The sequence below is a fragment of the Streptomyces albiaxialis genome (assembly GCF_039530985.1).
Lineage (GTDB): Bacteria > Actinomycetota > Actinomycetes > Streptomycetales > Streptomycetaceae > Streptomyces > Streptomyces albiaxialis.
Window position 1 is genome coordinate 1,019,207 of the sequence record NZ_BAAAPE010000001.1, and the last position, 11,978, is coordinate 1,031,184.

Sequence of the window (11,978 nt, forward strand, 5' to 3'; positions counted from 1 at the left end):
GTGGGCGAAGGTGTTGCCGCCGAGCGGCAGCCGTCTGCCGTTGTACGCGCTGCCGACGAAGCCGCGCTCTATCGCGTCGCCAAGCGCCGCGAGCGAGACGACGAGCAGCGCACCGCTCGTGTCGACGTGCGCTACAGCTTCGACGAGAAGTCCAGGATCCTGGCCAAGGCGAAGCAGTTGGGCCTCGCCGGCGCGCACCTGGTCGGCGCGGTCGTCATGGCCTTCGTCAACGGTGACCAGCATCTGCCTGCCCAGCGCACCGTCTACGACGATGCGATCGACGAGTTCGCCGCTCTCCGCACGCAGATCGCCCGGCTCGGTACCAACGTCAACCAGATCGCCCGCCGCCTCAACAGCGACGGCGACCCACACCCTGTGGACGCCGCGATACTCGACCGGACAGAGCGCCTTCTGGCCACCGCTCGGGACACGGTCAAGGCAGTGGACGAGGCCGCATTCCGGGCCGCAGGGCAGAAGACCGGCCGGGCGTGATCGCGAACATCGTCAAACCCGGGAGCAAGACCCGAGGTGTCCTGGCGTATCTCTTCGGGCCAGGCAGGGCGACCGTGCACACCAACCCGCACATCGTGGCCTCCTGGGACGGTTTCGCCCCCGACCCCGGCCCCGAAGTCAGCCCTGGCCACAAACAGCGCATGGCCCAGCTCACCCAGGCCCTCGACCTGCGCGTCAAGCAGGCAGGCGACCGCGCCCCCGAGGGCCACGTGTGGCACTGCTCGGTGCGCGCCGCACCCGAGGACCGCACCCTCGCCGACGCCGACTGGGCCACCATCGCCCATCGCATAGTGCACGCGACCGGCATCGCGCCCGAGGGCGATCAGGATGGCTGCCGCTGGATCGCGGTGCGCCACGCGGATGACCATATTCACATCGTCGCCACCAAAATGCGTGGCGATCTGCGCCCGCCACGCAACTGGAACGACTACCACCGCGCCATGACCGAACTCACCCAGATCGAGGAGGACTTCGGCCTCACCCAAGTTCCCCGCGGCCCCGAGGCCGCCGTCGGCACCCCGGCCGCGAAGCGCCCCACCCGCGCCGAGCAGGAGAAGGCCAAGCGCCTCGGCCACGACAAGACTGCACGCGAACGACTGCGGCACACCGTGCGCACCGCGCTCTCCCACGCCCAGAACCTGGACGAGTTCTTCAACCTGCTCGCCGACACCGGCCTCCAGGTCGAAACCCGCGCCCTGCCCTCCGGCGACCTGAACGGCTACAAGGTCGCCCTACCCGACGACGCCACGGGCGGAAAACTGATCTGGTACTCCGGCTCCAGCCTCGCCACCGACCTGTCCCTGCCCAGCATCACCAAACGTCTGGCCGCCACTGACCCCGCCGCCCCTGAACCATCACCGACCGGGCAACGGCGGCAGAACCCGTGGCATCAGGCCACCGCCGCCGCCGAACACATTCCGCACCATCTCGACCACGCCGACGACACCCTCGCCCAGGACCACCTGACCGTCTTCGGCGAAGTCCTCTACGCCCTGCCCGCCCACGCCTCTACTTCTCACCTGCGCACCGAGCTTCACCGCGCTGCCGCTGCCTTCGAGCACGCCGCCCACACCTGTGCCCGCACCGGGTACGAGCACGCCCGCGCCCTGCGCGGCGCTCTGAAGGCCATGCGCTACCAGCCCGCTGACGGCACCGGCCTGGCCATGCTCCTGGACGCCGCCATCCTCGTCGTCCTCGCCGCCCAACGGCGCAGCGCTCTGCGCCACCACAACCACCAGGTCGCCGCAGCCCGCCAGACCCTCATCCACCTCCAGGCCGCCTACGACCAGACCGCACCCACGACCCTCGCCGCCCTGACCCGGCACCGCCCGCCCATCACCGCCGTCCACAAATACGCCCGCCACATTCACGAGGTCCTGCCCACATATGCCGAGCAGATCCTCGCCGAGGACGCCTGGCCCGCACTGACCGCCGCCCTCGCCGCCGCCGAGCACGCTGGCCACGATCCCGCCGCTGTCCTCCACCATGCAGCCCACAAACGCCCCCTGAACGACGCGAAGTCCGCCTCCGAAGTCCTCGTCTGGCGCATCCAACGCCTCGGCGCACGCCACGCCCCCGGCAACGAAGCGCGCGCCCGCGCCGCACGAGCCAGCAGCACCCGCCTCCCCCGCACCCGGCCCACCCCACAGGCCGCTGCAGGTCCTCCTCACGCCCCCGCACCGCAGGCGCCTCGACCGCACCGTTCGCGATAGATGCCTGGCCCCTTAGCGTTCTTTCACATGAGCGAGCCCTGCAGAGAGATCAATCACGTGGATGACTACGCGGCTGCGTACGGGCAGCCCTGGCCGGGCCGGGATGGCCTGGAGGCCATCCCGGCGGCCTATCCCTCGATCGTGGTCGATGAGTGGAGGCAGGAAGGCTGGGTCTACTTCCTGCCGGGAGGTCAGGACGGCCCACGCGACGAAGTCGGACGGATCGTTGTAGTGGGGGCGAGCAGGTCGCTTCCGGCGCGCGTGTGTCGGGACGGGGTAACGCGAGCGGAATGGGACGTCATCCAGAAGCCGTTCAAATACGGCCAGGAGATGGACTTCGACCAGTTCATGCGTGTGGTCAACGCAGCCTGATCCCCCCTGTGCGAGGTGTGGGCCTTTGCCCGACTGGTGGTGGGGCATCGACGGGCCGTAGCCCCACCACCATGGGGATCGCTACTGCTCCGGGATGTCGCGCAGTCGCCATCCGGCGGGCTGGTAGACGGATTCATCGGTGTCGGTGCGTTCGAAGTCGGTGTGGTAGTCGGCGATGGTGGGTTGGTCGAGGTTGATCCATTTGTGCACGCTGGCAGCGAGGTCGTCGGCGACACTCGGGTTGCCGACATGGTGAAGGTGGCCGGTGCGCTGGATCCAGGCCGTGCCGTGGCCAGGCTGGTGGAGGCAAGCCATGCCTTGGGCGGGGTCGAGGCCCTCGACGTAAGCGCGAGTGGTGCGGCCGGTCTCGGTGCCGAGGTGGAACCACAGGTCGAAGTACTCGTCGCCGGGAAGGGCCGGGCCGACGTCGCTGCGGGTCGTGAGCGGTTGGGTGGGCAGGGGTTCGGTCAGCGCGGGGGTCTGGCCTTCGGGCCAGGCGTACAGCGGCCCGGCGGCGTGCATGAAGTCGCTGGACATGACGCCCTGGCCGGTGATGCGGTGGCCGTCGCGGCGCACGGCGACGGTGGGGTGGAAGCCACCATGGGCGGTGGGCGCGAGGATGAGGCCGTCGTCGGTGAGCTGGTCGAGCCAGTGCGGGGAGATGCCGGTGACGCCGCAGGTAACGATGATGCGGTCGTACGGGCCGCCCTGCGGGTGGCCAAGGTAGCCGTCGCCGGTCACCGCGGTGATGTTCTTCTCCCCGGCCCGCTCGGCTGCCTGCGCGGCTTCGGTGACGATGATCTCGGAGACGTCCAGTGTGACGACCTCGGTGCCGGTGATGGCGGCGATGAGGGCAGCGTTGTAGCCGGTGCCCGCGCCGATCTCTAGGACCTTCGTGCCGGGTGAGAGGTGAAGGGCTTCGAGCATGGCCGCGATGACGCGGGGCTGTGACGTGGAGCTGTAACGTCCGGCGGCGTCCTCGTCCTTGGGGACGTGGGTCATCAGCGCGGTGTCGGCGTAGATCCGCTCCAGCAGGTCCTCGCCGGGGTCTTGGGAGACAGGAGTGAAGGTGCCGCCGGTGTAGTAGCCGCCGGGCAGGAACAGGTGGCGGGGCACGGTGGCGAAGGCCCGTTGGACAGCGGGGGTGCGGATCGCGCCGCGCTCGTTGAGGGCTGCCGCGTAGGCGGTCATGCGCTGGGTGAGGGACGGGTCGGTGGTCATCGGCTTCCTCCGGCGGGGATGGTGATGGTGGCGGTGAAGGTGCGGATGTGGGCGGTGTCTTCGCCGATCGGGATGCCGTCAGCTTCGTTCCAGGCGTGGGAGGCCAGGGGCGGGAAGCGCACGCCGGTCTTCCAGGTCGGCCATCTTCCGTGCAGGCGGCACAACAGGGCGGTGGCGAGCGAGCGGGGCAGGCACCCGTAGCCGCTGCCGCAGCGGGGGCTGAGGGTGCATACGACATCTCTCGCGTGGGCGGTTTGGGCTGCGGTGGCGGGGACGGCCCGGCGGGCGAGCAGTCTCAGGGCGGCGTCAAGGCGGCGGGGGCGGGGGCCGAGTGCGGTGGCGATCAGGTGGGCGGCGGTGACCGCGAGGTGGCCTGTGAGGCGGTCGGTGATGGTCAGGGGGACGGGCTCGGGCAGCGCGACGAGGGTGCTCACCGGCCCTCCAGCAAGTGGTATCGGGCCAGGGCGGCGGTGAGCGCGGCGACGTCCGCCGCGGCCCGGTCCGGGGTGATGCCGTACGCCTTGACCAGGGCGGAGGTGGCTGCCTGGGCGCCGCCATCGTCAGCCAGCGCGTCCAGCACTGTGTCGGCGGAGGTGTTGAGGGCGTAGTAGCTGCCGCTGCGGGTGTCGAACAGCAGGAGCGATCCGCTGGCGTTCACGCGTTGCACGTCGGGATGGAGCCGCAGTGGCATGGTCTTCCTCTCCTTCTGCGGAAGGGTGGGTGTTCAGGGCGGTCCGGTGCTGCGTAAGTAGAGCTCCAGGGCGAGGGTTTCGGTGAAGAAGCCCAGCGGAATGCGAGCCGTGGCCGCTTGGGCCAGAGCCGAACGCAGGGCCGTCTCGTCGATCAGTCCGGCCTGGGCGAGGGCGGAGTCAGTGAACAGGTCGGCCAGTTCGGGGCCGTGGGCGGCCAGGCCGGTGTGGATCTCGGCGTTGTAGTGGCCCTTGTCCCGGCGTATCAGCAGGCCGGGCGGAGTGAGCGGAGCGAGGGCCGCGGTCAACAGCGGCTTGGGTGCCCAGGGGTCGGTGCGCTGGTCGGGCCGGGTGGCCAAGGCCGCCTCGATCACGGTGCGGTCCAGGTAGGGGAAGTGGCCGGGAACACCGGCCGCTTCCATCGCGTCCCGGTAGAGGCCGGCGCGGCGGGCGACCGAGCGGATGCGCATCAGGGCACCGTGCGTGGTGATGTCGTCGTCCAGGGGCTGGGCCTGGTCGGCGGTCTGGTACAGCAGCGCTTGCAGGTGGTGGGCGGCCTCGTCGCTGATCCAGGGTGCGAGCCGGGGTGGGGCCTGCCATCCGGCCAGTTCCTCGGCCGGACCTGCAGGCCGGGTCAGCCGGCTCGCTGCCCGCCGCAGCCAAGCGTCGTAGGGGCCCGCAGCGGCGGCCCGAGCGAGAGCGAGAGGACTGGTGTGGTGCAAGGCGGCGTGGCCGCGCAGGTGGCGCCAGGCGAGGTGAGGACGGCGGCGGGCTGCGGCGGCCAGGTACGAGAGCGGAGCGGTGAGGGACTCGTCGCCACCCTGTCCGTTGAGATGGGCGCCGCTGTCGTGTTCGGCAAGGACGCGCAGGGTGTGCCGCAGACGAGCGGCCGAGGCGGCGAACGGAGCGGGCTCGTCTAGGTCGAACTGCGAGGTCGTCAGGTCCTGGAAGATGCGCGGGTACCGCTCGGGGCCGAGAACATGATGGTCCGCGCCGGGCAGCATGTCTGCTGCGCGGGCGGCCCAGCGCGCGTCGGGGTTGTCAGAGGTGGACGAACCGACGGTGATCAGCAGTGTGGTCGACGCGGGGCGGGAGCGGGCGGCGAGGGCGGCCAGGGCCTGGGAGTCCAGGCCGCCGGAGAGCTGGACGCTGGCGTGCGGCGGTACGGCGACCCGTGCGTCCACGGCCTCCGCCAGGGCCTCGCGCAGCCTGGCGGCCCCCTGTTCCAGCGAGAGTTCAGCCGTAGGAGGCGTCCAATACCGCCGCACGGTGAGCCCTGTCACCCCAAAGTGAGCCTGGTGGCCAGGGGGTAGGGGACATACGCGCTCGTAGAGGCCGTGCTGCCACAGCAGTGGGGCAGGTGGCTGCGGAGCCAGTAGATGCAGCAGGAGCCACCGCTCGTCTGTCCCGGCGCCCAGCAGGTGGGCCAGCAGGCGGGGGCGGTTGGAGACCACCGGCACGGTGCCGACGCGGGTGGTGAACAGCCGGTGCAGCCCCGCCACGTCCCCGGCGGCCGTGGTGGTGCGAGGGCAGGAGACGAGCAGCGCGTAGCTGCCCGGCAGCCGCATCAGCGGCTCCTGATCGCCGGTCTCGGCGGCCCGGTGGGCGACCTGCCGCAGCCGGGCCGTGCCGACGAGGCAATCTCCAACCACGGCAGCCGTGAGCGGTCCGGCCGTCACCGTGCGCAGACGCTGCCCCCATCCGCCCCCGATGAGCCAAGGGCGGCCGGAAGCGTGCGGGAGCACACGTCCACCGGGTTCGGCGGCGAGCCGCCGGGCCAGCGGCCCGGCGGCATCGTCGTCGGGCAAAACGCACCACCACGGCAGGCGCGTCGTGCCGGTCGGCTGATTCACTGTGCGTAGTACTGGCCCGCGTCGGAGTCGTCGCTCTGACCAACGCTCACGTCTCCGCGTGTGTCGGTGGCGAACGAACCGACCGGCGTCACCGCGGGCGCCTGATAGGAAGACTCACGTCCGTCGGCGGGCTGGTCCGGGCAGGCGGTGGGCTGTTCCTGGGGGTGTTCCATGCGGATGATTCCCCTTTCCTGTTGTGCCCGGACGGATGTCCGGGCGCTTCGCCGCCGGGCGGGAGTCCTGGCGGTGTGGTGCGGGCGGTGCGGACCTGCCCGGCCGGGTTGTGCGTCACACCCGGCCGGGCAGGGGCCTTGGCAGCGGTCCGGGAGGGAGGTCACGGATGTTGTCTGTGCTCCGCCGGTCCGCCGTCCGTCTCCACGGCCAGCCGGGAGGTATGCGGCTCCTCGGCGGGTGGGATGTCTGGAGCGACGGCCGTGGGCGCGTCGGAGAGTTGGTCGAGGGCGCCGAGTCCGAGCCCCAGGCCGAGTACGTTCGCGGTGGCCAGAACGATCCCGGCGACGGTGCCGTCCGCTGCGGGGCGACGCAGCCGGTGGCGGGCGCTCACTCGCTCACCTGACCGGCCTCGACGGGCTCCAGCAGCTCCGTCTCGCGTGCCAGGGACTGGCGCTCAGTGTGATCAGCCAGGCGGCACCACACAAGGGTCAGCTCGGCGTCCACGCCGGCATATCCGCTGCCGACCTGAACGATGACGCCCTCGAACTCCTCCGGCGCCTCACACCGACGCCGCTCGGGCGGCACATAGGAGATGCCGCGCACCCGGTCACCGATGCGGAAGGGCGGCTGCACGGGCGTGTTCACGCGGCCTCGCCTCCCCGCAATTCGGCGGGGACGCGTTCGAGATCCAGGTAGACCTCGAACTCCTCCGCACTCCACGTGGCCGGGGCACCGTGCGCGGCACGGAAGGCGGCGGCCTCAGCGGCTATGGGGGCCTGCATGAGAGCGGATGCAAGGACTGGGCCGCCGGGTACAACGGCGGTGGGTGCTGGCGTGTGCGCAGTGGTCGTCATGGCGCCACCTCGGGTCGCAGTTCACGGTTGCGTGCCGCCCGCGCCATGGCCGGTGATCACCGCCGCCAGGCGTCGCGAGGCATCCGCGCAGGCACGGTTCGGGGGTCGCACTGCAGTTGCTGCTACCGGCCAGGAGGCTGCCGGTAGCCCAACCAGCTTGAGATCCGGGAGACTTGCTGTGCAAGACGGCAAGAAAATTTCACGAGAGATGGCATATGCAATGGTGCGGGCTATGGGCTGCGCAAGCCGAACTGCAAGTGTCAGACTCGCGGCACGCACCGCGCCATAGACCGGCTCGACCCTGGCGGAGGCAGACTCGTGGCAGCACCCACCGGACCCACAGTCCGGCGCATGCAACTGGGCTGGGAACTCAAGCGATTGCGGGAGAAGAGCGGATTCACCCTCGCGGAGGCGGTCGACGGGTTGACGTTCTCCACCTCCAAGCTCTACCGCGTGGAGAACGGGCTGACGGCCCTGCCTAAGGCCGCCGACCTGCGCGTCCTGTGCGACCGCTACGGCGTCATCGACGAGGAGGACGTCGAGTTCCTCATCGAGATCCACCGCGACTCCCTGCGCCGGGGCTGGTGGGCGCACTACCGCGCCACCATGCCCTCGGGCATGGCCATGTACGTCGGGCTGGAAAGCGGTGCGCGCACCATCCGGGCCTGGCAGCCCAACGTCGTCCTGGGCCTGCTGCAGACCGAGCGCTACGCCCGCGAGATGCTGCTGGCGGCCAAGCTGGTCGAAGAGACCACCACCGAATTCGTCGAACGGACAGTCCAGTTGCGCATGGAACGCAAGGACCGGATGACCCGCGCCGACAGCGGCCTGGAACTGTGGGTGATCCTCGATGAGGCTGCGCTGCGGCGGGTGATCGGCGGGACGGAGGTGATGCGTGAGCAGTACGAGGAAATCGGCCAACTCGCGCAGCTCGACAACGTGACCGTGCAGATCCTTCCGCTGAGCACGGCCACCTACCGATCCAGTTCCAACTTCACGCTGCTGGAGTTCGCCACCCCGCTGCCCACCGTGGTGCAAACCGACGCGGCGGAAGGGGCGAACGTCAGCGACAAGGACACAACAGTCTGGGCGTTCTCCCGCAGGTTCGACGCCCTGCGGGCGGGCGCCTTGGCTCCGGCCGAGACGTCCACCTTCCTGCAACGACTAGCACGAGAGATCTGACCGCCATGACACAGCACACGGCGCCCGAACTCGCACCCGAAAGCGCCTGGTTCAAGTCCTCCTACAGCCAGGAGAACGGAACGGCCTGCGTCGAGGTCGCCGACCTCACCGCCGCGGGCCTTGTCGGCATCCGCGACTCGAAGGACGAGACCGGCCCCGCCCTGATGGTGCCGGCCACGCAGTTCACCGCGCTCATCGCCGCAATCCGCACCCGGCACTTCGACGCCTGAGCCGCAGCCCCTCACATACCGGCCGGGCCGAGCAGTTCAAGCACTTGGTCCGGCCAGCACATCATCCCTCTTACCCCGCAAAGGCAGCGGTTCCCCGCTGATCAGGCTCGGCCTGTAGCGGCTGCCGCCGAGCTCGTAGCATCGTCCGCAGAAGCGCCACACGATCGGACACCGTGTCCGTGACTGGCGCTGCCTCGGCGGCAGGTGATGCCGATCCCACACAGATCGCACAGATCCCGGCTTTTTGGCCGCGTGGCAGAGGATCGCGGCATTCGGCGCACTCCAGCAGCGGTGCTGCCGGTGCGGCCTCGTCGCGATGAGCAGGTGGCACGGGCAGCTTGCGCACCAGGCGGTCCGCGAGGAATGCCCGTGGGCTGTGCACCACCCGGGGCAGTCCGGCGGTGAGGAGCGAGCGGGCCTCCAGCTCGGGCACCCCGGCTTCCAGCCACCGAGTGGCCAGCGGAGCCAGCGCAAGTGCGTCAGCGGCGCTCAGAGCCAGTCTCGGCTCGAAACTGCCCAGGCGGGACAGCAGCGCGGCGCCGCGCCCTGTGGCCTCCGGCATGGGGGCAGGAGGGCTGGTCGTGGGGGGTGCCGTTCCCTCCGCCCACTCACCGGACGGCTCGGCGTCCGTCGCTGTAGGCACGGGGTGGGTGGTTTCTTCTTCTGGGTTCTTGTTCCCCCTGGGGGACGCTCCCGCGTCCCCGGTCTCCGCTTGGCCGGTTCCCGCTCGTGTGGGAAGCGGAGCCTCGGCGGTGTGAGGGGCGTCGAAGACGTAGGTCTCTGTGCGGACCTGGCCGCTGTCGGGGTTCCGGACCGTACGGCGCACGTAGTAGCCGAACTCGATCAGCTCGTCGAGGGCCTTGGCAACGCCACGTCGACCCAGGCCAGGGTTCTTGTCGGCGAGGGTGCGGACGTCCTCGCGGGCGCCATCTGGCAGGGACAGCAGGTAGGCCAGGAGTCCGCGGGCGGTGAAGCTCAGGCGGCGGTCCCGTAGGACCTCGTTGCCCAGGACAGTGAAGCAGCGCGTGCGCGCGCTACGATTGATGCGCATCGAAGACTAGTCCTCTTCGGTGTCGGACCCCGGGGTGCTGTAACACCGCCGGGGTCACCTGCGTTTATGGGGTTGTGAGCGTACGAGCGTAGCTTGCGCTCAGCGTCAACCGCCAGCTTTGGGTGGAGCATTGATGGCTCGTTCGCCCTGAGCTCGTGTCCTCCGGTTTGGCTCGGCGACTGGACGTGGGGAACGGTGCCCCCAGTCCTCGGAAAACGATCGACGACTCGATTCTCAGCGCTCCTGCGTCGCCATCGGCCTCGACCGAGGCGCTATCGCTTGACGTGTCCGCATCACTCTGGCCTCATGCGCCACCGTAGGCTCAGAGGCATGAGTCTGCGCCTGAGCACCGTGAACCTTCCCGTACGCCGCTGGCACGAGGGCGGCCGTGACCAGTGGCTGCGCGCCGAGGAATTCGGCTTCCACACCGCGTACACGTACGACCACCTCTCGTGGCGGGTTCCGTTCCGCGACGGCCCCTGGTTCGGCGCGGTGCCTACCCTGACCGCCGCCGCGACGGCCACCGAGCGGCTGCGATTGGGAACGCTCGTAACGTCGCCAAACTTCCGGCACCCCGTGACGCTCGCCAAGGAGCTGATCTCGCTGGACGACATCTCCGGTGGGCGGATCACCCTCGGCATCGGCGCCGGCGGCAACGGCTTCGACGCCACGACGCTGCTCAAGGGGGACGAGGAGCCCTGGTCGCCGCGCGAGCGCGCAGACCGGTTCGGGGAGTTCGTGCCGCTGCTCGACCGGCTGCTGACCGAGGACTCGGTGACGCACGAGGGGACCTTCTACTCGGCGAACGAGGCACGGAACATCCCGGGGTGCGTGCAGCGACCGAGGCTGCCCTTCGCCGTCGCGGCCACCGGCCCGCGCGGCCTGACGCTCGCGGCCCGGCACGGGCAGGCGTGGGTGACCACCGGGGACCCGAAGGTCTCCGCGACGGGTACGCCCGAGCAGTCCCGCGAGGCGCTCCGGGGCCAGGTCGAGAAGCTCGGCAAGGCGTGTGCGGACATCGGCCGTGATGTGGCCGAGCTGGACAAGATCTTTCTCACTGGCTTCACGCCGGACGGCACCCGCCCGCTGGAGTCGGTCGACGCCTTCGTGGACTTCGCCGGGCGCCACCAGGAGCTGCTGGGCTTCACCGAGATCGTGATCCACTGGCCCATCCCGGACTCGCGCTTCGCAGCCAACCAAAAGGTCTTCGAGCGCATCGCCGATGAGGCCGTCGCCCAGCTCGGTTGAACGATGCGGCCTGCGTGTTGTGGCGAAACCTCACTGGGCACCATGAGGGACTCGTGCCCCGCCACGAGGAAGCCTGACCGGCGGCCGGACCACATGCGGTGACGACTGTCGTAGGCCGCGGGGCGAAACCACACGAAGCCCTACAGAACGGCGTCCGCCGCGTACTCCACGACGAGTGGACTCGCCACTACGCACCGAGAGGTGGCATCGGTGTGCGGAAGAATCCCGCTGACACGTGCGTAACCGGTCATCAGCGCCGACATGTTGAAGCTGCCGTCCTCATCGTCCAGCGCGTGGAGCAAATCCTGCACACCTCTGTCAGGCAGGCGCATGGCCACCTGGCGCGCGGCCTGCTCCGTTGACAGCCGGTCACGATTCCTGGTGAGTGTCTCGACGACTTGCCCCGCCCTGGTGGCGAATGCTGTGCCCAGGCTGGAGAGGGAGTTCGCGCCTTCAGGCTCAGGACCGTCCACCGGTATCGGAGTCCAGCCCCGCAGATGCCGAACCGACCCGTGCATCAGCAGACGACAGTCCTGAGCTGATGGGCGGCCCCCGTCCCTTCCTCGCGCCCGGTCCACGAACAGTACGAGGTCCTGGTGGGCATCACTGAGTGTCACGCACCGCAGCGGCACCTCGAACTGCACCCACTGCCCGGGACGCAGGTCAGGCGCTGCGTACCAGTCCGCTGCGAGCTGCACCTGCTCACAGACCTTGTGTAGGTGCCGCAGTTGATCCTTTTCCCCGTCCTTGACGGGCGCGTCCATATCGACCCCGCCGAACGGCGTGGTCACACGAAGAGCAGCCATCCGCGGTATACGCCGTGGTACGGGCACGAACTGCCGTAGCTTGCTCTCCGACAAGTAAACGATCTCGCGCAAG

Annotated in this window: 16 protein-coding genes; 6 read left to right on the forward strand and 10 right to left on the reverse strand. The window is 69.8% G+C overall.

Translation table 11 applies throughout. The features are described 5' to 3' along the window. From mobC to ABD343_RS04470, 3 genes are read left to right on the forward strand one after another with little or no spacing between them, the layout of a single operon-like run. On the forward strand, positions 1 to 492 hold the full coding sequence (mobC, locus tag ABD343_RS04460) for a plasmid mobilization relaxosome protein MobC (protein ID WP_344524127.1): 492 nt from the start codon (positions 1 to 3) through the stop codon (positions 490 to 492). Next, entirely contained in the window at positions 489 to 2,225 is a 1,737-nt protein-coding gene (locus ABD343_RS04465; RefSeq protein ID WP_344524129.1) for a relaxase/mobilization nuclease domain-containing protein, read from the forward strand. The genes mobC and ABD343_RS04465 overlap by 4 nt, the downstream gene beginning before the upstream one ends. A gap of 27 nt (positions 2,226 to 2,252) precedes the next feature. After that, positions 2,253 to 2,597 carry a hypothetical protein gene (locus ABD343_RS04470; RefSeq protein WP_344524131.1) on the forward strand — a complete coding sequence of 115 codons (345 nt, stop codon included), beginning with the start codon at positions 2,253 to 2,255 and terminating at the stop codon, positions 2,595 to 2,597. Between the two features lie 81 nt (positions 2,598 to 2,678). Here the strand turns inward: ABD343_RS04470 and ABD343_RS04475 are convergent, their stop codons facing one another. The 8 genes from ABD343_RS04475 to ABD343_RS04510 form a co-directional block, all read right to left on the reverse strand. After that, positions 2,679 to 3,818 carry a protein-L-isoaspartate O-methyltransferase family protein gene (locus ABD343_RS04475; RefSeq protein ID WP_344524133.1) on the reverse strand — a complete coding sequence of 380 codons (1,140 nt, stop codon included), beginning with the start codon at positions 3,816 to 3,818 and terminating at the stop codon, positions 2,679 to 2,681. Further along, on the reverse strand, positions 3,815 to 4,252 hold the full coding sequence (locus tag ABD343_RS04480; RefSeq protein ID WP_344524135.1) for a lasso peptide biosynthesis B2 protein: 438 nt from the start codon (positions 4,250 to 4,252) through the stop codon (positions 3,815 to 3,817). Before ABD343_RS04480 ends, ABD343_RS04475 begins: the two co-directional genes overlap by 4 nt. Next, positions 4,249 to 4,476: a PqqD family peptide modification chaperone gene (locus ABD343_RS04485; protein ID WP_344524137.1), complete on the reverse strand. Its 228-nt coding sequence runs from the start codon at positions 4,474 to 4,476 to the stop codon at positions 4,249 to 4,251. The genes ABD343_RS04480 and ABD343_RS04485 overlap by 4 nt, the downstream gene beginning before the upstream one ends. 66 nt (positions 4,477 to 4,542) lie before the next feature. After that, positions 4,543 to 6,159 carry an asparagine synthase-related protein gene (locus tag ABD343_RS04490; RefSeq protein ID WP_344524139.1) on the reverse strand — a complete coding sequence of 539 codons (1,617 nt, stop codon included), beginning with the start codon at positions 6,157 to 6,159 and terminating at the stop codon, positions 4,543 to 4,545. Positions 6,160 to 6,356: 197 nt separating this feature from the next. Next, on the reverse strand, positions 6,357 to 6,533 hold the full coding sequence (locus tag ABD343_RS04495) for a lasso RiPP family leader peptide-containing protein (RefSeq protein WP_344524141.1): 177 nt from the start codon (positions 6,531 to 6,533) through the stop codon (positions 6,357 to 6,359). Between the two features lie 161 nt (positions 6,534 to 6,694). Further along, positions 6,695 to 6,925, reverse strand: a complete 231-nt coding sequence (locus ABD343_RS04500) for a hypothetical protein (protein WP_344524143.1) — start codon at positions 6,923 to 6,925, stop codon at positions 6,695 to 6,697. Continuing rightward, positions 6,922 to 7,179: a hypothetical protein gene (locus ABD343_RS04505; protein ID WP_344524145.1), complete on the reverse strand. Its 258-nt coding sequence runs from the start codon at positions 7,177 to 7,179 to the stop codon at positions 6,922 to 6,924. Before ABD343_RS04505 ends, ABD343_RS04500 begins: the two co-directional genes overlap by 4 nt. After that, complete coding sequence (locus ABD343_RS04510; protein ID WP_344524147.1) at positions 7,176 to 7,316, reverse strand: hypothetical protein; 141 nt, start codon at positions 7,314 to 7,316, stop codon at positions 7,176 to 7,178. Before ABD343_RS04510 ends, ABD343_RS04505 begins: the two co-directional genes overlap by 4 nt. Before the next feature lie 423 nt (positions 7,317 to 7,739). On the opposite strand from ABD343_RS04510, the gene ABD343_RS04515 reads away from it, so the two are divergent. Together ABD343_RS04515 and ABD343_RS04520 are read left to right on the forward strand one after the other, a co-directional pair. Continuing rightward, positions 7,740 to 8,570 (forward strand): helix-turn-helix domain-containing protein, encoded by an 831-nt coding sequence (locus ABD343_RS04515; protein ID WP_344524149.1) that lies wholly within the window; start codon positions 7,740 to 7,742, stop codon positions 8,568 to 8,570. A gap of 5 nt (positions 8,571 to 8,575) precedes the next feature. After that, positions 8,576 to 8,800 (forward strand): DUF397 domain-containing protein, encoded by a 225-nt coding sequence (locus ABD343_RS04520; RefSeq protein WP_344524151.1) that lies wholly within the window; start codon positions 8,576 to 8,578, stop codon positions 8,798 to 8,800. A 70-nt stretch (positions 8,801 to 8,870) separates the two neighbouring features. On the opposite strand, the gene ABD343_RS04525 is transcribed toward ABD343_RS04520, so the two are convergent. Then, positions 8,871 to 9,851 carry a helix-turn-helix domain-containing protein gene (locus ABD343_RS04525; RefSeq protein ID WP_344524153.1) on the reverse strand — a complete coding sequence of 327 codons (981 nt, stop codon included), beginning with the start codon at positions 9,849 to 9,851 and terminating at the stop codon, positions 8,871 to 8,873. 330 nt (positions 9,852 to 10,181) lie between these two features. Here ABD343_RS04525 and ABD343_RS04530 point away from each other — a divergent pair, with 330 nt between their 5' ends. Next, positions 10,182 to 11,099, forward strand: coding sequence for an LLM class flavin-dependent oxidoreductase (locus tag ABD343_RS04530; protein WP_344524155.1), 918 nt, complete (start codon positions 10,182 to 10,184; stop codon positions 11,097 to 11,099). Between the two features lie 140 nt (positions 11,100 to 11,239). Here the strand turns inward: ABD343_RS04530 and ABD343_RS04535 are convergent, their stop codons facing one another. Further along, entirely contained in the window at positions 11,240 to 11,977 is a 738-nt protein-coding gene (locus tag ABD343_RS04535) for an SAVMC3_10250 family protein (RefSeq protein WP_344524157.1), read from the reverse strand. Between the last annotated feature and the right edge of the window lies 1 nt (position 11,978).

Bases quoted from the DNA above. Each gene is read 5' to 3' on its own strand.
- ABD343_RS04470 (WP_344524131.1), top strand. From the start codon at position 2,253: ATGAGCGAGCCCTGCAGAGAGATCAATCACGTGGATGACTACGCGGCT.
- ABD343_RS04475 (WP_344524133.1), bottom strand. From the start codon at position 3,818: ATGACCACCGACCCGTCCCTCACCCAGCGCATGACCGCCTACGCGGCA.
- ABD343_RS04495 (WP_344524141.1), bottom strand. From the start codon at position 6,533: ATGGAACACCCCCAGGAACAGCCCACCGCCTGCCCGGACCAGCCCGCC.
- ABD343_RS04510 (WP_344524147.1), bottom strand. From the start codon at position 7,316: ATGCAGGCCCCCATAGCCGCTGAGGCCGCCGCCTTCCGTGCCGCGCAC.
- ABD343_RS04515 (WP_344524149.1), top strand. From the start codon at position 7,740: ATGCAACTGGGCTGGGAACTCAAGCGATTGCGGGAGAAGAGCGGATTC.
- ABD343_RS04520 (WP_344524151.1), top strand. From the start codon at position 8,576: ATGACACAGCACACGGCGCCCGAACTCGCACCCGAAAGCGCCTGGTTC.
- ABD343_RS04525 (WP_344524153.1), bottom strand. From the start codon at position 9,851: ATGCGCATCAATCGTAGCGCGCGCACGCGCTGCTTCACTGTCCTGGGC.
- ABD343_RS04530 (WP_344524155.1), top strand. From the start codon at position 10,182: ATGAGTCTGCGCCTGAGCACCGTGAACCTTCCCGTACGCCGCTGGCAC.